Annotated in this window: 13 protein-coding genes, 2 rRNA genes and 1 riboswitch; of the genes, 2 read left to right on the top strand and 13 right to left on the bottom strand. The window is 66.5% G+C overall.

Annotation, left to right across the window (positions count from 1 at the left end):
- Positions 1 to 168: 168 nt before the first annotated feature.
- Positions 169 to 372, top strand: coding sequence for a DUF5999 family protein (locus tag OG718_RS43620; RefSeq protein ID WP_143644361.1), 204 nt, complete (start codon positions 169 to 171; stop codon positions 370 to 372).
- Between the two features lie 102 nt (positions 373 to 474).
- Here the strand turns inward: OG718_RS43620 and gcvP are convergent, their stop codons facing one another.
- Positions 475 to 3,360, bottom strand: coding sequence for an aminomethyl-transferring glycine dehydrogenase (gcvP, locus tag OG718_RS43615; RefSeq protein WP_328846744.1), 2,886 nt, complete (start codon positions 3,358 to 3,360; stop codon positions 475 to 477).
- Between the two features lie 185 nt (positions 3,361 to 3,545).
- A riboswitch (glycine riboswitch) is annotated at positions 3,546 to 3,641 on the bottom strand.
- A 104-nt stretch (positions 3,642 to 3,745) separates the two neighbouring features.
- Here gcvP and OG718_RS43610 point away from each other — a divergent pair.
- A complete protein-coding gene (locus OG718_RS43610; RefSeq protein WP_186001561.1) occupies positions 3,746 to 4,120 on the top strand; it encodes a PRC-barrel domain-containing protein in 375 nt (124 codons plus the stop codon).
- A gap of 307 nt (positions 4,121 to 4,427) precedes the next feature.
- Here the strand turns inward: OG718_RS43610 and OG718_RS43605 are convergent, their stop codons facing one another.
- The 12 genes from OG718_RS43605 to OG718_RS43550 form a co-directional block, all read right to left on the bottom strand.
- Entirely contained in the window at positions 4,428 to 5,828 is a 1,401-nt protein-coding gene (locus OG718_RS43605) for a DNA polymerase IV (RefSeq protein WP_143644364.1), read from the bottom strand.
- 162 nt (positions 5,829 to 5,990) lie between these two features.
- Positions 5,991 to 6,623 carry a MerR family transcriptional regulator gene (locus tag OG718_RS43600; RefSeq protein WP_328846743.1) on the bottom strand — a complete coding sequence of 211 codons (633 nt, stop codon included), beginning with the start codon at positions 6,621 to 6,623 and terminating at the stop codon, positions 5,991 to 5,993.
- A 214-nt stretch (positions 6,624 to 6,837) separates the two neighbouring features.
- The gene (locus OG718_RS43595; protein WP_006123076.1) at positions 6,838 to 7,311 is read right to left on the bottom strand and encodes a bifunctional nuclease family protein; all 474 of its coding nucleotides are present in this window, start codon (positions 7,309 to 7,311) and stop codon (positions 6,838 to 6,840) included.
- An 86-nt stretch (positions 7,312 to 7,397) separates the two neighbouring features.
- Positions 7,398 to 8,132: a transcriptional regulator FtsR gene (gene ftsR, locus OG718_RS43590; RefSeq protein WP_328846742.1), complete on the bottom strand. Its 735-nt coding sequence runs from the start codon at positions 8,130 to 8,132 to the stop codon at positions 7,398 to 7,400.
- A gap of 42 nt (positions 8,133 to 8,174) precedes the next feature.
- Complete coding sequence (locus OG718_RS43585) at positions 8,175 to 9,110, bottom strand: FHA domain-containing protein (RefSeq protein ID WP_306941058.1); 936 nt, start codon at positions 9,108 to 9,110, stop codon at positions 8,175 to 8,177.
- A gap of 61 nt (positions 9,111 to 9,171) precedes the next feature.
- The gene (locus OG718_RS43580) at positions 9,172 to 10,080 is read right to left on the bottom strand and encodes a DUF881 domain-containing protein (RefSeq protein WP_260695883.1); all 909 of its coding nucleotides are present in this window, start codon (positions 10,078 to 10,080) and stop codon (positions 9,172 to 9,174) included.
- Positions 10,081 to 10,085: 5 nt separating this feature from the next.
- Positions 10,086 to 10,418 (bottom strand): small basic family protein, encoded by a 333-nt coding sequence (locus tag OG718_RS43575; RefSeq protein WP_003988855.1) that lies wholly within the window; start codon positions 10,416 to 10,418, stop codon positions 10,086 to 10,088.
- A complete protein-coding gene (locus tag OG718_RS43570; protein WP_328846741.1) occupies positions 10,415 to 11,317 on the bottom strand; it encodes a DUF881 domain-containing protein in 903 nt (300 codons plus the stop codon). Before OG718_RS43570 ends, OG718_RS43575 begins: the two co-directional genes overlap by 4 nt.
- 90 nt (positions 11,318 to 11,407) lie before the next feature.
- On the bottom strand, positions 11,408 to 13,903 hold the full coding sequence (locus OG718_RS43565; RefSeq protein WP_143644369.1) for a mannose-1-phosphate guanyltransferase: 2,496 nt from the start codon (positions 13,901 to 13,903) through the stop codon (positions 11,408 to 11,410).
- 116 nt (positions 13,904 to 14,019) lie between these two features.
- Positions 14,020 to 14,628 (bottom strand): CDP-alcohol phosphatidyltransferase family protein, encoded by a 609-nt coding sequence (locus OG718_RS43560; RefSeq protein ID WP_143644370.1) that lies wholly within the window; start codon positions 14,626 to 14,628, stop codon positions 14,020 to 14,022.
- Between the two features lie 152 nt (positions 14,629 to 14,780).
- Positions 14,781 to 14,897: ribosomal RNA gene (gene rrf, locus OG718_RS43555) — 5S ribosomal RNA — on the bottom strand.
- Between the two features lie 88 nt (positions 14,898 to 14,985).
- Positions 14,986 to 18,107, bottom strand: a 23S ribosomal RNA gene (locus OG718_RS43550).
- Positions 18,108 to 18,269: the final 162 nt, after the last annotated feature.

The following is an 18,269-nucleotide window of genomic DNA, read 5'->3' as shown; positions in this document are numbered from 1 at the left end:
CAACCTGTGAGGAGCGCTGACGCCAAATCCCTGCGGATTGACGCCCGTAGGGCAACACTGGGTTCCGGACCATCTGACAAACGGGGGGCGGCAATGAGCATCAGTTCGAGCCGCGGAACAGACACGACACCGATCACCGACCTCACACCAAAGCGAAAGATCCCATCAATGTGCCAGCACCAGCCACCGTGCCCGACAGCCGACTCCGCCGACCGGGAGGCCGCCCATCTTGTGGCGCACCACCCGGAGCAGGGATGGAGCCTGCTGTGCAACGGCGTTCTCCTCTTCGAGGACACCGGTGAGCTCCTGCCGGACGGCCGGATCATCGCTCCACATCGCCCTGTGGCCATGGACGTGATGACCGCCGCCTGAGCGGCACGGCGCACACGGGCGGCGGGGCAGGCCGTCCGAACACATGAGGGGCCGGCCCGGGAAGCAATCCCGGAACCGGCCCCGACGCATGTCCGACGGTGATTACTCTTCGTAGGCGTCCAGCGGCGGGCAGGAGCAGACCAGGTTCCGGTCGCCGTAGGCCTGGTCGATCCGGCGCACCGGCGGCCAGTACTTGTCCGCGGCCGAGACACCGGCCGGGAAGACCGCCTCCTCGCGGCTGTACGCGTGCTCCCACGTGTCGCCGAGCGCGGCGGCCGTGTGCGGCGCGTTCCGCAGCGGGTTGTCGTCCGCCGCCCACTCGCCCGAGCCGACCTTCTCGATCTCCGCACGGATCGCGATCATCGCGTTGCAGAACCGGTCGATCTCGGTCAGGTCCTCGCTCTCCGTGGGCTCGATCATCAGCGTGCCGGCCACCGGGAACGACATCGTCGGCGCGTGGAACCCGTAGTCGATCAGCCGCTTGGCGACGTCGTCGACGCTCACGCCGGTCGCCTTGGTCAGCGGCCGCAGGTCGATGATGCACTCGTGCGCCACGAGCCCGCCGGGACCGGTGTAGAGCACCGGGTAGTGCGGTTCGAGCCGCTTGGCGATGTAGTTGGCACTGAGGACGGCGACCTGCGTGGCCCGCCTGAGCCCCTCACCGCCCATGAGACGGACGTACGCCCACGAGATGGGCAGGATGCCCGCGGAGCCCCAGGGAGCGGCCGAGATCGGGCCCACGCCCGTCTCCGGGCCCGCGGCGGGCTGCAGCGGGTGGTTCGGCAGATACGGCGCCAGGTGCGAGCGCACCCCGACCGGACCCACGCCCGGACCGCCGCCGCCGTGCGGGATGCAGAACGTCTTGTGCAGGTTGAGGTGCGAGACGTCGCCACCGAAGTGCCCCGGCTTGGCAAGCCCCACCAGCGCGTTGAGGTTGGCGCCGTCGACGTACACCTGGCCGCCCGCCTCGTGCACCTGGGCGCAGATGTCGGCGACGTGCTCCTCGAACACCCCGTGCGTCGAGGGGTACGTGATCATCAGCACCGACAGTTCGTCGCGGTGCTGCTCGATCTTGGCCCGCAGGTCCTCGACGTCGATCTCGCCGTCGTCGGAGGTCTTCACGACGACGACCTTCATCCCGGCCATCACGGCGCTCGCGGCGTTCGTCCCGTGCGCGGACGACGGGATGAGGCAGACGGTGCGCTGCTCGTCGCCATTGGCCCGGTGATAGCCGCGTACGGCCAACAGACCGGCCAGCTCGCCCTGCGAACCGGCGTTGGGCTGCAGCGACACCTTGTCGTAGCCCGTGACCTCGGCGAGCCGCTCCTCCAGCTCACGGATGAGCGTGAGATAGCCCTGCGCCTGCTCGGCGGGCGCGAAGGGGTGCAGCTGGCCGAACTCGGGCCAGGTGACCGGCTCCATCTCGGTCGTCGCGTTGAGCTTCATCGTGCAGGAGCCCAGCGGGATCATGCCCCGGTCGAGCGCGTAGTCACGGTCGGCGAGCCGGCGCAGGTAGCGCAGCATCGCGGTCTCGGAACGGTACTGGTGGAAGACCGGGTGCGTGAGGTACTCGTCGGTGCGCAGCTGCGCGGCCGGCAGTGTGTCCTCCGTCGCCCCGTCCAGCACGGCAACGTCGCCGTCGACCCCGAACGCGGCCCAGACGGCGCCCAGTTGGGCCCGCGTGGTGGTCTCGTCGCAGGCGAGGGACAGGTGGTCGGCGTCGACGAGCCGGAGGTTGACCCCGCCCCGGCGCGCGGCCGCGAGCGTCTCGGCCGCCTTGCCCGGCACCCGCACGGTGAGGGTGTCGAAGTACGCCTCGTGGACGACCTCGACCCCGCCGGCCTTCAGACCCGCGGCGAGGATCGTGGCGTACCGGTGGGTGCGCCGCGCGATGGACTTCAGGCCCTGGGGACCGTGGTAGACGGCGTACATCCCGGCCATCACGGCGAGCAGCACCTGAGCCGTACAGATGTTGCTGGTCGCCTTCTCACGGCGGATGTGCTGCTCCCGCGTCTGCAGGGCGAGCCGGTACGCCTTGTTGCCGTCCGCGTCGACCGAGACGCCGACGAGCCGGCCGGGCAGGCTGCGCGCGAACTTCTCGCGCACGGCCATGTATCCGGCGTGCGGCCCACCGAAGCCCATCGGCACACCGAAGCGCTGGGTCGTACCGACCGCGATGTCGGCGCCCAGCTCACCGGGCGAGGTGAGCAGCGTCAGGGCGAGCAGATCGGCCGCCACGGTGACGACCGCGCCCAGCTCGTGCGCCCGCTCGACGACGGGCTTGAGGTCCCGTACGGCACCGGAGGCGCCCGGGTACTGGAGGAGCACGCCGTTGATCTCGCGCTCGGCGAGTTCGGCCGGAATGCCGTCGCTCAGGTCGGCGACCACGACCTCGACGCCCGTCGGCTCGGCGCGGGTCTCGATCACGGCGATGGTCTGCGGCATGGTGTCCGCGTCGACCAGGAACAGGCCCTTCTTGTTCTTGCCCATGCGCCGCGACAGCGCCATGGCCTCGGCGGCGGCCGTGCCCTCGTCGAGCAGCGAGGCCCCGGAGGTCGGCAGTCCGGTCAGCTCGGCGACCACGGTCTGGAAGTTGAGCAGCGCCTCCAGGCGACCCTGCGAGATCTCCGGCTGATACGGCGTGTACGCGGTGTACCAGGCCGGGCTCTCCATGACGTTGCGCAGGATCACGGGCGGCGTGAACGTCCCGTAGTACCCGAGCCCGATCATGGAGTCCAGCACCTGGTTGCGGTCCGCGAGGGAGCGCAGCTCGCTCAGTACCTCGGCCTCGGTGCGGGCGCCCGGCAGTTCGAGCGAGTCGGCGTTCTTGATCACATCCGGGACCGCGGTGGCCGTCAGCTCGTCGAGCGAGCCGTACCCCACGTGCGCGAGCATCTTGGCCCGGGCTTCGGTGTCGGGCCCGATGTGGCGCTGCTCGAAGGGGATTCCCTGTTCGAGCTCTGAGAGCGGAATACGATGGGCGGTCATTGCGGAGGCCTCCTGGTCTGACGACCTTCGAGGGGCACCACGTCATGGGTGCCCGGACGGCCTCCCCCTCTGTCATCTCAACCTGAGAGCTTCACCGGTTTGCCCGTGAAGGCGCACCGGCTTTCACCGTCGGTGAGAGCGGAACCCGTCAAAAACTCGGACACCGCTCTGCTTTCCAGAGTGACCTCGTCCATGCGGTACGTGGGCCTGAGAGATTCCGGGGAGGATTTGCTCCTTCGGCGCCTCCGATGAAGCCTGGAGGACTCTCCCGCATGGGGTCAGCAGCCGTTGCCCAGGGTACCAGCGGGGTTCCCCCGAGTGGCCGCCCTCCCCAAAGTGCTCTTTCGTAGTGCTTACGGATGAGTTGCGAGCAGCTGGAGGGCCCGTGCAGACCGACATCGATCCGCGCAACCTGATAGGCCGCAAGGCGTTCGACCGCAACGGCACCAAGATCGGCACGGTCGACGAGGTCTACCTCGACGACGCGACCGGCGTACCGGAGTGGGCGGCCATACGCACCGGCCTGTTCAGCAGAGACGCCTTCGTCCCCCTGGAGCCCAGCGAGCTGGCCGACGGAACCCTGCGCGTCCCCTTCGAACGCGCCCTGATCAAGGACGCCCCCGACTTCGGCGTAGGCCGCCACCTCTCCCCCGAACAGGAACTCCAGCTCTACCACCACTACGGCCTGGACGTAGCTCCCCCACCCCCCTTCCCGGACCACGACTTCGGCCACCTGGCAGGCAGGGACGAGACCCCGTAAGCGACGGCGAGGCCCCCGCCACCTCCTGGGGCAACTCGGGAAACGGCCGTCACCTCCTGGGGCGGCTCGGAGAGGGCCGTCACCTCCTGGGGCGGCTCGGAAAGGGCCGTCACCTCCTGGGGCAGCTCGGGAACAACCCGTCTCCTAGCGGCAAGGGATCAGCCCCGCCTCTTAGGGGCGCGGGGAACTGCGCGACAAGCCACAACGGCCCCGCACCCACAAACGCACCCCAGTCACCCCCGTCTTTCAGGGGCGCGGGGAACTGCGCGATCAGCCACAACGCACCCGCAGACACAAACGCACCCAATCACCCCTCCCCGCCCGCCGCAGGCGACCCCGCAGGCGCCCCCACATCCCCAGGCCGTCGCTCCACCAACGGCAACGGCTCCGCAGCCTCCAACAAAGGATCATCGCTCCGAAACGTCCGCACCCGCCCGGGCAAGGAGTCCGGCGTCTCGAACCGCACAGTCACCCGCCCCAGCCCACTCCCCTGCACCCACCCGTGCCCGAACTCGGCATGCCGCACGTCGTGCCCCGCATGCCACCGCCGCTCAGCAGGAGGCACCGGCTCCTCGACCACCTCCTCGGCTTCTTCCTTCTCCGCATGTTCCAACTCCTCGGCGGCGGCAGCAGCGGTCCGAGCCTGGGCGAAGAGGTCCTCCTGCGTGTAGTCGGCAAGCCCCGAGACCCCCACCCCCAGAAGCCGTACGCCGCCCGTGGTGTCCACGGACTCCAGCAACCGCGCGGCGGCCTCCCGCACCACCGCGGGGTCGTCCGTGGGCCCCCTGAGCGTCTCGGACCGGGTCAGCGTCGAGAAGTCGTACCGCCGGACCTTCAGCACGATGGTCCGCCCCGACAGATGCGCGCCCCGCAACCGCCGCACACACCGGTCAGCGAGCCGCTGCACCTCCATCCGCACGCGGACCCGGTCATGGATGTCCACGTCGTACGTGTCCTCTACGGACACCGACTTGGTGTCCCGCTCGGCCACCACGGGCCGCACGTCGTGCGCGAGTGCCATGGCGTACAGCGCGACGCCGTGGGCCTTCCCCAGGAGCCGTACGAGCTCGTCCTCGCCCGCCTCGGCGATCTCCCCGACCGTGGTGATCCCGGCCCGCCGCAGATGGTCCCCCGTGGCGGGCCCCACGCCCGGCAGCGTACGCACGGACATGGGGGCGAGCAGCTCCCGCTCGGTGCCCGGGTCTATCAGCACCAGCCCGTCGGGCTTGGCCTGCTCGGAAGCGATCTTCGCGAGCATCTTGGAGGCGGCGAGCCCGACCGACCCGGTCAGTCCGGTGACGGCCCTGATGTCGCCGCGCAGCCTCACTCCGGTCAGCCGTGCCGACTCCGCGTCCCAGGCCGTCTGCCCGGCCTCCAGGTCCACGAAGGCCTCGTCCAGGCTCAACGGCTCCACCAGCGGCGACAGCTCCCGCAGCAGGCCCATCACCTGCTCGCTGATCTCCCGGTAGAGCCCGAAGCGCGGTACGAGATACGCGGCGTTCGGCGCCAGCCGGCGGGCCTGCGCCATGGGCATCGCCGAATGCACCCCGAAGACCCGTGCCTCGTACGAGCAGGTGGCCACCACACCTCGCGGCCCGAGCCCGCCCACGATGACCGCCTTCCCGCGCAGGCTCGGCTTGGCCGCCTGCTCCGCCGAGGCGTAGAAGGCATCCATGTCGAGATGCAGGATCGTGGGCGCGGTTCTCACATGTCCGATGCTGCCCTACGCCACTGACAATGCCCCGGCACGCGCCCTGAGGACCGGCGCGAGTCCGGACCACCCGTGGCCGAACGGCGGGCGCCCAGCGGCAGGTGGAGGGCATCAGGCAGCGAGTGTCAGGGCCGGACGGCCCCGACAGGCTCCGCCGACTCAGACCGCGCGATTACGGCGCCGCGCCAGCTCGTCCGCCGGATTGGGCCGCACAAGCGTCTCACCCGTGTCGACGCGCTCCCCGTGCAGCTGTGAGAGTGCGCTCTCCACGTCCCGCCAGACCACGCCCACCGCGATCCCGAAGATGCCCTGGCCGCCCTGGAGAAGCGCGTGGACCTCGTCGGGCGAGGAGCACTCGTAGACCGTCGCGCCGTCGCTCATCAGCGTCATCCGCTCCAGGTCCCGGAACCCGCGCTCACGCAGGTGCTGGACCGTGGTGCGGATGTTCTGCAGCGAGACACCGGTGTCGAGGAACCGCTTGACGATCTTCAGGACGACGACGTCCCGGAAGCTGTAGAGCCGCTGCGTCCCCGACCCGTAGGCGGCGCGCACGCTCGGCTCGACGAGCCCTGTTCTGGCCCAGTAGTCCAGCTGCCGGTAGGTGATGCCCGCGGCCGCGCAGGCCGTGGGCCCCCGATAACCGACCTCCTCGGGCGTCACTTCGCCGTCTTCGGGCACCGCCGTCGGCCGCTGCACGTGATCGGCCGCGCTGCTGTGAAGCGGGTACGGGCTGCTCTCCCCCAGACCGGGTCCGGGGGCACCCCCAGCCGTACCGTCGCCGCTGCTTCTCACGCCGACCTCCGTCCTTGACCTGCCTTCTCGAAGGTAGGCAGCCACCAGGGGTGCGTCAACGACCGCCACACTCGGCACGCCGAGTGATAATCACCCTAGGAGTGGTTTCCCGTGTCCCACCGCGGGGAAAGGCTAGCCGAATGCTCTCGGGACAAGCGCCGCACGGCCTGTTGTCCGGCGGTCCCGGAGGGTCACTGGAGCCCGGACCGGAAGGTCACTGGCTGTTGGTCCCGAAGTCCTCGGGCGAGATCTGGTCGAGGAACTCGCGGAACTTCTCCACCTCGTCCTCCTGCTCGTCCGGGATGGCGATGCCGGCGTCGTCCAGCACCCCGTCACTGCCGTAGATCGGCGTCCCGGTGCGCAGCGCGAGCGCTATGGCGTCGGACGGCCGGGCACTGACCTCGACCCCGCTGGCGAACACCAGCTCCGCATAGAAGACGCCCTCCCGCAGGTCCGTGATGCGCACCTCGGTGAGCTCCTGGCCGACGGCCTCCAACACGTCCTTGAACAGGTCGTGGGTCAGCGGTCGCGCGGGGGCCATGCCCTGCTGAGCGAAGGCGATCGCCGTCGCCTCCCCCGGCCCGATCCAGATGGGGAGGTAACGGTCGCCTCCCACTTCACGCAGGAGCACGATCGGTTGGTTGGAGGGCATTTCGACCCGGACACCTACGACGTCGAGCTCGTTCACACAGCAACCCTAGGCCGTGCCCGGCATCTTTGGGTAGTCGGGCACGGAATGGGCGCCCGATCCCGCGCTCCGCGCGGCCCACCGGGTCAGGGAAGCCGCACCCCGAGCGCGGACTGCACCAGCGCGGCGTGCAGTTTCACCGCGAGCCCCGCCAGCTCCTTGGTCTGCGCCTCCGCGTGCGCCCTGGTCTGCGGATTGCGGTGACGCCGCAGCGGGGCCACGACCTGGTCCACAAGGCCGGCCTCACGGTCTGCGGCTGCCTTAACGGCTCGCAGATGGCGCGGCTCGATCCCGAACCGCCCCAGTTCGACGACGAGACCGGCCACGGTCACCGCCTCGGCGTCGTAGACCCCCTCCGGCAGCGGTGTGATGAGCCCGTACGACTCCCACTCCTCGAGCTCCTGCTCGCCGATCTCCACGGCGGCCAGCAGCTCGGCCCGCCCGATCCGGGCCACGGTCGGCCCCTCCGACTCGCAGAGCGCCTCGCCGTCGCGCTGGCGCCCCACGGACGGCAACGGCAGCGCCTCACCGCGCTCCACGGCGTCCAGGTGCTCGCGGATCACCTTCAGGGGCAGATAGTGGTCCCGCTGCATCCTCAGGACGTGCCCGAGGCGCTCGACGTCACCCGGGCTGAACTTCCGGTACCCCGACGGTGTCCGCTGCGGCTCGATGAGCCCCTCCGACTCCAGGAAACGGATCTTGGAGATGGTGACTTCGGGGAATTCGTCGCGCAGCAGAGTGAGCACCGTGCCGATGCTCATCAGACCGTTGTCCATGGCGGCGGTGCCGTGGCCGACACCGCCGCTCGGTGTTCGAAGCATGGACCTTCCTGAGGGTCCCCCCGGACCGGGTCCGGGGGCGGGTCAGATACCCCGCTGGCTCGCGTAGAAGACCAGCCGGTACTTGCCGATCTGCACCTCGTCGCCGTTCGACAGCGGGACCGAGTCGATCCGCTCCCGGTTGACGTACGTGCCGTTGAGGCTGCCGACGTCCGCCACCGTGAACGAGCCGTCGGGAACGCGACGGAACTCCACATGGCGACGCGACACGGTCACGTCGTCCAGGAAGATGTCGCTCTGCGGATGACGGCCGGCGGTGGTCAGCTCGCCGTCCAGCAGGAAGCGGCTGCCCGAGTTGGGCCCGCGGCGCACCACCAGGAGCGCCGAGCCGAGCGGCAGCGCGTCGACCGCGGCCTGCGCCTCGGGCGAGAGCATCGGCATCTGCGTCTGGCCGGTGGCCTCGGCGTCGTAGGCCTCGAGGCCCGAGATGGAGATCGTCGAGGTGGTCTCCGACGGACGCTCGGGGGTCGCCCCGGCCCGCAACGGAGCACCGCAGTTGGAGCAGAAGCGGCTCGCCTCCGCGTTGCGGTTACCGCACCTCGTACACACCAGGGCCGACATGGACGGATCCTCCTGCCGCGGCTGCCCCGTGGGGGCGTTGGACGCATACGGGTCGGAGCCGAAACCTATGCGTCCCGACTGGGCAGGGTCAACAGACGGCGCGCCCTGACCACCGGAAATGTCACCGCCCGGACCACCGACCTGGTCGCGGAACAGGGGGCGGTCCCCTTGATCCTCGCCCTCTGCGGGGCGCTGCGCACGATGGCGGGCAGTGGCGTTGTCATTGCCCTCTCGCGCGCTCTTGCCGAACAACTTCGCAAACAACTTCACGGGCGATTCCCCTTGACCGAAACAGACCCGCCCGTGGGGCAGGACGAACCCTGATTGCACACACCGGTCGAGCCGGACACCCTCACAACGTCCGTATCCACCAGACAGTTTCCACCACGCACCACCCATTCGGTGCGTCGACCCCCCGCAACCTCATGCCCTCGAGGAGCCGCCCCCAAGCGCCCCCGGTTCACTGGGAGGACGACCGAGCGTAGTCAGGCCGCTTCGCCGGTCGCAAGGCGTCCACGATGATCTTGTCCGAACGTTCCACCGTGACAGTGGCCTGCTCCTTCTCCAAAGTCTGCACCACTCCGCCCGGGATGTTGAGCGCCGGTTCGAGGTCCTGAGGCTTGCCGATGACCTTGAAACGATACGGGGCGCTGATCTTGTTCCCGTCGACGGCGACTCCGCCGCTCACATCCGTCAGATAGGTGCCCGCGACGACCCGCACGCCGTTGACCTGGATCGCCTCCGCTCCGGCGGCACGCAGTTCCTGGATCGCGTCGAGCAGCATGTCGGCCTCGACCGTCCCCTTCTCGTCCTCGATGGTCAGCGTGATGCCGGGACCCTGCGCCGCCACGGTGCCCGCCAGGATGCCGAGTTGCTTCTCCTTCTCGACCGTCTGCTTGCGGGCCTCCTCGGCCTGGTCCGAACTGTTCTCCAGCTCGGTGCGCTGATCCTCCAGCCCCTGCTTCTCCTCTTCCAGACGCTGCGTACGGTCGTCCAGTTCATCGAGGATGCGTACGAGATCCTCCTGACGCGCGCCGCGGAGGGCGCCGTCGCTGTCACTGTTGGACGCCACCTGCACGGCGAGACCGAAGCCGAGGCCGAACAGCAGGAGGGCGACGATGAACTGCGCACGCGACACGCGCGGCGGCCAAAGACCCTTCACCAGCCGCTGCCGACCGGTCAGGACCGGCTTGTGCGGTTCCGCCTCGACGTCCGGCGGCTCCGGGTTCGCCTCGGCCCGCGCCTCCTCCGCCCGCACCTCGTCGGGAAGTTCCTTGCGCAGGCGGTTCTCGGAGGCCTCCGGGGTTTCAGGGGCTTCCGGACTCCTGGGAGTCTCAGGGGTCTCTGGGGTCTCGTCCTGGCTGCTCATCGGCCTCACGCCCGGAACACGTGACGGCGGATCGCCGCGGCGTTGGAGAAGATCCGGATGCCGAGGACGACCACGACACCCGTGGACAGCTGGGCGCCCACACCCAGCTTGTCGCCGAGGAAGACGATCAGCGCGGCCACGACGACGTTGGACAGGAACGACACCACGAAGACCTTGTCGTCGAAGATGCCGTCGAGCATCGCCCGCAGACCTCCGAACACGGCGTCGAGCGCCGCGACGACGGCGATCGGAAGATAGGGCTCGACCACCGCCGGAACCTCGGGCCGGACCAACAATCCAGCCACGACTCCCACGACGAGGCCCAGTACGGCGATCACGATGTGCCTTTCTCTGTGCTCGGTTGCGCTGTTCGTACGATCACACTCGGTGCGGCGGGCAGCCGGACCTCGTCCTCGACGGAAATGCTGGTCCGGATACCGAAGTTCTTCCGCAGCGCGTCCAGATACTGTCCGTCACCGCTGTTCTGGAACTCGGTGCTCAGCCGCTTGCCGTCCCCCACCGCCAGCACCGTGTAGGGCGGCACCAGGGGCTTGTTGTCGACCAGTATCGCGTCACCCGCGGCCCTGATCGCGGACAGCGCCGTCAGCCGCTGTCCGTTGATCGAGATGGCCTCGGCGCCCGACTCCCACAGCCCGTTGACCACGCGCTGCATGTCGCGGTCGCGCACCCGCCCGGTGTCGGAGAAGCCCGACGTCTCGCGTGCGTCTCCGTCGCCGGCCTCGTCGGCTTCCTTGGCGTCGTCCACGACGAGCTTCACACCGGGGCCGTGCACTTCGACCGCCCCGGACAGGATGCCCACCAGCTCGCCCTGGTCGCCGCCGTGTTTCTTCAGCGCCTCGCGCTGCCGCGCGCTCACGTCGTCGCGGAGCTTGTCGATACTGCCCTCGAGCTTGTCGGCCGCCGACGTCTCGCGGTCGATGCGGTCGATGAGTTCCTCGCGCTCCTTGGCGACGACCGGAGCCGCTATCCGCGCCTGCGCGGCGCCTACGGTCACCACGAGGGCCGCGAGCACCAGACCGGCCGCGAGTCCCAGCTTCGCCCGCAACGTCTTCGGCAGGGCGCCGGTCCCGTCGGCCTTCTTTCGGGCGGCCGCCTCCGCGTACCCGTCGTCGAGGCTGTGGTCCATGACGTTGGTGAGCAGCGACATGGATGCGTCCGGGCGCGGGGGGCGCGTAGGAGTGCTCCGAACGGGGGGCTGCTGCGGCATGCCGCACATCGTCGCACGTCGCGGGCAGTACCTCCGAATGGCCCCACCGTCGTGCCGGACGTGCCCCTTTGGAGCACGTCCGGCACGCGCGCGTGCAGCTCAGCGACCGGCGCTGTCCACCACCGACGACCACTCGTCGAGCAGGGCCTGCGCCGACGCGTCGTCGGGCCCTTCGGCCCACAGATGCGTGACCGCCTCCGCCCGGTCCGGAAGAACCATCACCCAGCGCCCGTCGGTCTCCACCACACGTACGCCGTCGGTCGTGTCCACGAACCGGTCACCCGCCGCTTCGACGACGCGCCGCATCACAAGTCCCTTGACCGCCCAGGGAGTCGCGAGGTCGCGCTTGAGGACGTGCGCCCGGGGAATCCGCGCGTCGATCTGGCTGAGAGTGAGCTGCGTCCGCGCCACCAGGCCGATAAGCCGTACGAAGGCAGCCGTACCGTCGAAGACACTGCTGAACTCCGGCACGATGAAGCCACCGCGCCCGTCGCCCCCGAAGATCGTCGACTCCTCGCGCCCGACACGCGTCAGATCGTCCGGCGACGTCGTCGTCCAGTCGACCTGGGTCCCGTGGTACGCCGCCACCTGCTCGGCGATCCTCGTGGTGGTCACGGGCAACGCCACCCGCCCGCTCCGTCGTTCGGCGGCCACCAGGTCGAGCATGACGAGCAGCGCCCGGTCGTCCTCGATGATCCGTCCCTTCTCGTCGACGAGCGACAGCCGCTCGCCGACCGGGTCGAATCGCACCCCGAACGCGGCGCGTGCGGACGCCACTATCTCGCCGAGCCGCACCATCCCCGACCTGCGGGCGTCCGCGGTCTCCGTGGGCCGCGACTCGTCGAGACCGGGATTGATGGTCAGCGAGTCGACCCCGAGCTTGCCCAGGAGGCTGGGCAGCACCAGCCCGGCACTACCGTTCGACGCGTCCACGACCACCTTCAGCCCGGACTCGGCGATCCCGGTGGTGTCCACGTTCCGCAGCAGAGACCCGGTGTACGAGTCGAAGACGCTGGCCGGGAAGTGCAGGTCCCCGATCTCGCCCGGGAACGCACGCCGGTACTCCTGCCGCGCGAACACCCGGTCCAGCTTCCGCTGGCTCCCCTGCGACAGATCCGCCCCACGCCCGTCGAAGAACATGATGTCGACGGAGTCGGGAACCCCGGGCGTCGTCCGGATCATGATCCCGCCGGCACTGCCCCGCGCGGTCTGCTGCCGCGCAACGGGCAGCGGTACGTTCTCCAGGTCCCGTACGTCGATGGCGCTGGTCTGCAGCGCCGAGATGACCGCCCGCTTGAGCGCACGAGCGCCTCGCGAATGGTCACGGGCGGTCGTGACGGTCGAGCCCTTCTTGAGCGTCGTCGCATACGCACCCGCCAGGCGTACGGCGAGCTCGGGCGTGATCTCCACGTTCAGGATCCCGGAGACTCCGCGGGCTCCGAAGAGATGGGCCTGGCCGCGGGACTCCCAGATGACCGACGTGTTGACGAAGGCGCCGGCCTCGATGGTCTTGAACGGATAGACCCGCACATTGCCCTGAACGATCGATTCTTCACCGACCAGGCACTCGTCGCCGATGACGGCGCCGTCCTCGATGCGCGCGGCCCGCATGATGTCGGTGTTCTTTCCGATGACACAACCGCGCAGATTGCTGTGCTGGCCGATGTACACGTTGTCGTGCAGCACGGCCTTGTGCAGAAACGCCCCCGCCTTCACGACGACGTTGGAGCCCACCACGGTGTGCTCGCGGATTTCGACGTCGGCTTCGACCTTGGCGTAGTCCCCGATGTAGAGCGGTCCTCGCAGCACGGCATCGGGATGTACTTCGGCGCCTTCCGCGACCCACACCCCGGGCGAGATCTCGAAGCCGTCGAGCTCGACGTCGACCTTGCCCTCCAGGACATCGGCCTGCGCCTTCACATAGCTCTCGTGCGTGCCGACGTCCTCCCAGTACCCCTCGGCGATGTAGCCGTAGATCGGCTTGCCCTCCTTCATCAGCTGAGGGAAGACATCGCCGGACCAGTCGACGGAGACATCGGCCTCGACATAGTCGAATACCTCTGGCTCCATGACGTAGATACCGGTGTTCACCGTGTCCGAGAAGACCTGGCCCCAGGTGGGCTTCTCGAGGAAGCGCTCGACCTTGCCTTCCTCGTCCACGATGGTGATACCGAATTCAAGCGGATTCGGGACGCGGGTCAGGCAGACCGTGACCAGCGCACCCTTTTCCTTGTGGAAATTGATCAGATCAGTGAGATCGAAGTCGGTCAGAGCATCACCGGAGATCACGAGGAAGGTGTCGTCCTTCAGCGCTTCCTCGGCGTTCTTGACACTGCCGGCAGTACCGAGTGGCTTCTCCTCATTGGCATAGGTGAGCTCCATACCGAGCTCTTCACCGTCACCGAAGTAGTTCTTGACGAGAGAGGCCAGGAACTGGACAGTAACGACGGTCTCGTTGAGCCCATGCCGCTTGAGCAGCCGTAGCACATGCTCCATGATCGGGCGATTGGCCACGGGCAGGAGCGGCTTGGGCATGCTTGAGGTCATGGGGCGAAGGCGTGTGCCTTCACCTCCGGCCATCACGACGGCCTTCATGTCGGAAGCGTCCTCCTTGAAGAGACGACGGTCTAGCCGACTTCACCCGTCAGATTGTCCCGCACATTCTGCTTGCGGGCCATCAGAGGCCACTAACGGCCGCCCATTCGGCGAGCTCAATCGGCCATGGTGTCCGCGCGGACAAGGCGGCGGACCTGAACCACGTAGAGGATCCCTGCCCACCAGTAGAGCGTTGTACCCCATCCCGCGAACGCCCATCCGAAAATAGCAGCGAGTGACGCGAGCCATCCACTTCCGTCACTGAGCAGCAGCAACGGGAAGGCGTACATCAGGTTGAACGTAGCAGCCTTCCCAAGGAAGTTCACCTGCGGAGGGGGATAGCCGTGCCGTCTGAGGATGCCCACCATCACCAGGAGAAGCAGCTCACGCGCCAGCAGGACACTTGTCAGCCAGAGCGGCAGAATCTCGCGCCAGGTGAGCCCGACCAAAGTCGACAGAATGTAGAGCCGGTCGGCCGCGGGGTCGAGCAGCCGGCCGAGGGGGCTGATCTGGTTCCAGCGCCGGGCCAGCTTGCCGTCCAAATAGTCGCTGATGCCGCTGAGCATGAGCACCAGGAGTGCCCAGCCGTCACTCTGGGGACCTCCGAACTCCGGCCTGAGGATCAGCCACAGGAACAGCGGCACACCTGCGAGGCGCGCCATGCTGAGGATGTTCGGGATGGTGAGGACCCGGTCTGTCTGGACGCGGGTCTCCTGGACCTCCACCCGGGGGCCTCCTGTGGGAACGTGCCAACGATGCCCCCTGACCTTACCCTCAGGCATCTGCCCGCAGCGCGGAGGGGGTTCGGCCGGCGTCCGGAAAACAAAAAAGCTCCGGTTCTTGGACTGAAAGTCCAAGAACCGGAGCTCTAAAAGGAGTTCGGCGGTGTCCTACTCTCCCACAGGGTCCCCCCTGCAGTACCATCGGCGCTGTAAGGCTTAGCTTCCGGGTTCGGAATGTTACCGGGCGTTTCCCTCACGCTATGACCACCGAAACACTATGAAACAGACAAACCGGAGCCGTGACCATGGCTACAACGGTTGTTCGTGGTTTCAGAACTAACACAGTGGACGCGAGCAACTGAGGACAAGCCCTCGGCCTATTAGTACCGGTCAGCTTCACCCCTTACGAGGCTTCCACATCCGGCCTATCAACCCAGTCGTCTACTGGGAGCCTTAACCAATCTAGTTGGTGGGAATACTCATCTCGAAGCAGGCTTCCCGCTTAGATGCTTTCAGCGGTTATCCCTCCCGAACGTAGCCAACCAGCCATGCCCTTGGCAGGACAACTGGCACACCAGAGGTTCGTCCGTCCCGGTCCTCTCGTACTAGGGACAGCCCTTCTCAATATTCCTACGCGCACAGCGGATAGGGACCGAACTGTCTCACGACGTTCTAAACCCAGCTCGCGTACCGCTTTAATGGGCGAACAGCCCAACCCTTGGGACCGACTCCAGCCCCAGGATGCGACGAGCCGACATCGAGGTGCCAAACCATCCCGTCGATATGGACTCTTGGGGAAGATCAGCCTGTTATCCCCGGGGTACCTTTTATCCGTTGAGCGACGGCGCTTCCACAAGCCACCGCCGGATCACTAGTCCCGACTTTCGTCCCTGCTCGACCCGTCGGTCTCACAGTCAAGCTCCCTTGTGCACTTACACTCAACACCTGATTGCCAACCAGGCTGAGGGAACCTTTGGGCGCCTCCGTTACTCTTTAGGAGGCAACCGCCCCAGTTAAACTACCCATCAGACACTGTCCCTGATCCGGATCACGGACCCAGGTTAGACATCCAGCACGACCAGACTGGTATTTCAACGACGACTCCACCATGGCTGGCGCCATGACTTCACAGTCTCCCAGCTATCCTACACAAGCCGAACCGAACACCAATATCAAACTGTAGTAAAGGTCCCGGGGTCTTTCCGTCCTGCTGCGCGAAACGAGCATCTTTACTCGTAGTGCAATTTCACCGGGCCTATGGTTGAGACAGTCGAGAAGTCGTTACGCCATTCGTGCAGGTCGGAACTTACCCGACAAGGAATTTCGCTACCTTAGGATGGTTATAGTTACCACCGCCGTTTACTGGCGCTTAAGTTCTCAGCTTCGCACACCCGAAAGTGCACTAACCGGTCCCCTTAACGTTCCAGCACCGGGCAGGCGTCAGTCCGTATACATCGCCTTACGGCTTCGCACGGACCTGTGTTTTTAGTAAACAGTCGCTTCTCGCTGGTCTCTGCGGCCACCCCCAGCTCACCGTGTAAAACGGATCACCAGTGATGGCCCCCTTCTCCCGAAGTTACGGGGGCATTTTGCCGAGTTCCTTAACCATAGTTCACCCGAACGCCTCGGTATTCTCTACCTGACCACCTGAGTCGGTTTAGGGTACGGGCCGCCATGAAACTCGCTAGAGGCTTTTCTCGACAGCATAGGATCATCCACTTCACCACAATCGGCTCGGCATCAGGTCTCACCCTGTTGGTGTGCGGATTTACCTACACACCGGGCTACACCCTTACCCCGGGACAACCACCGCCCGGGCTGGACTACCTTCCTGCGTCACCCCATCACTCACCTACTACAGGTCTGGTCCGTCGGCTCCACCACTCCCCTTTGCCCGAAGGCTCCAGGGCGGCTTCACGGACTTAGCATCGCCTGGTTCACTGTTTGACGCTTCACAGCGGGTACCGGAATATCAACCGGTTATCCATCGACTACGCCTGTCGGCCTCGCCTTAGGTCCCGACTTACCCTGGGCAGATCAGCTTGACCCAGGAACCCTTAGTCAATCGGCGCACACGTTTCTCACGTGTGTATCGCTACTCATGCCTGCATTCTCACTCGTGAACCGTCCACCACTAGCTTCCGCTGCGGCTTCACCCGGCACACGACGCTCCCCTACCCATCCCAGCGGGCGTTGGCCCTATATGCTGAAATGACACGACTTCGGCGGTACGCTTGAGCCCCGCTACATTGTCGGCGCGGAATCACTAGACCAGTGAGCTATTACGCACTCTTTCAAGGGTGGCTGCTTCTAAGCCAACCTCCTGGTTGTCTCTGCGACTCCACATCCTTTCCCACTTAGCGTACGCTTAGGGGCCTTAGTCGATGCTCTGGGCTGTTTCCCTCTCGACCATGGAGCTTATCCCCCACAGTCTCACTGCCGTGCTCTCACTTACCGGCATTCGGAGTTTGGCTAAGGTCAGTAACCCGGTAGGGCCCATCGCCTATCCAGTGCTCTACCTCCGGCAAGAAACACACGACGCTGCACCTAAATGCATTTCGGGGAGAACCAGCTATCACGGAGTTTGATTGGCCTTTCACCCCTAACCACAGGTCATCCCCCAGGTTTTCAACCCTGGTGGGTTCGGTCCTCCACGACCTCTTACAGCCGCTTCAACCTGCCCATGGCTAGATCACTCCGCTTCGGGTCTTGAGCGCGCTACTGAATCGCCCTGTTCGGACTCGCTTTCGCTACGGCTTCCCCACACGGGTTAACCTCGCAACACACCGCAAACTCGCAGGCTCATTCTTCAAAAGGCACGCAGTCACGACTGTATGTGCAAGCACATACAGCGACGCTCCCACGGCTTGTAGGCACACGGTTTCAGGTACTATTTCACTCCGCTCCCGCGGTACTTTTCACCATTCCCTCACGGTACTATCCGCTATCGGTCACCAGGGAATATTTAGGCTTAGCGGGTGGTCCCGCCAGATTCACACGGGATTTCTCGGGCCCCGTGCTACTTGGGTGTCTCTCAAACGAGCCGTTGATGTTTCGACTACGGGGGTCTTACCCTCTACGCCGGACCTTTCGCATGTCCTTCGCCTACACCAACGGTTTCTGACTCGTCTCACAGCCGGCAGACTGTGAAAGAGAGATCCCACAACCCCGTACACGCAACCCCTGCCGGGTCTCACACGTATACGGTTTGGCCTCATCCGGTTTCGCTCGCCACTACTCCCGGAATCACGGTTGTTTTCTCTTCCTGCGGGTACTGAGATGTTTCACTTCCCCGCGTTCCCTCCACACACCCTATGTGTTCAGATGTGGGTGACAGCCCATGACGACTGCCGGGTTTCCCCATTCGGAAACCCCCGGATCAAAGCCTGGTTGACGGCTCCCCGGGGACTATCGTGGCCTCCCACGTCCTTCATCGGTTCCTGGTACCAAGGCATCCACCGTGCGCCCTTAAAAACTTGGCCACAGATGCTCGCGTCCACTGTGCAGTTCTCAAACAACGACCAACCACCCACCACCCCACCCTGACGGGCGAGTTCACTGGGGCCGGCACTGAAGACAGACCTTGCGGCCATACCCTCAGACACCCAACAGCGTGCCCGGCACCCTCGCCACTCGTGATCAGC

It is taken from the genome of Streptomyces sp. NBC_00258, assembly GCF_036182465.1.
In the GTDB taxonomy this organism is placed as follows: Bacteria; Actinomycetota; Actinomycetes; order Streptomycetales; family Streptomycetaceae; genus Streptomyces.
Note: the sequence above shows the minus strand (reverse complement) of the source record. Positions and strands in the feature narration are given on the sequence as shown.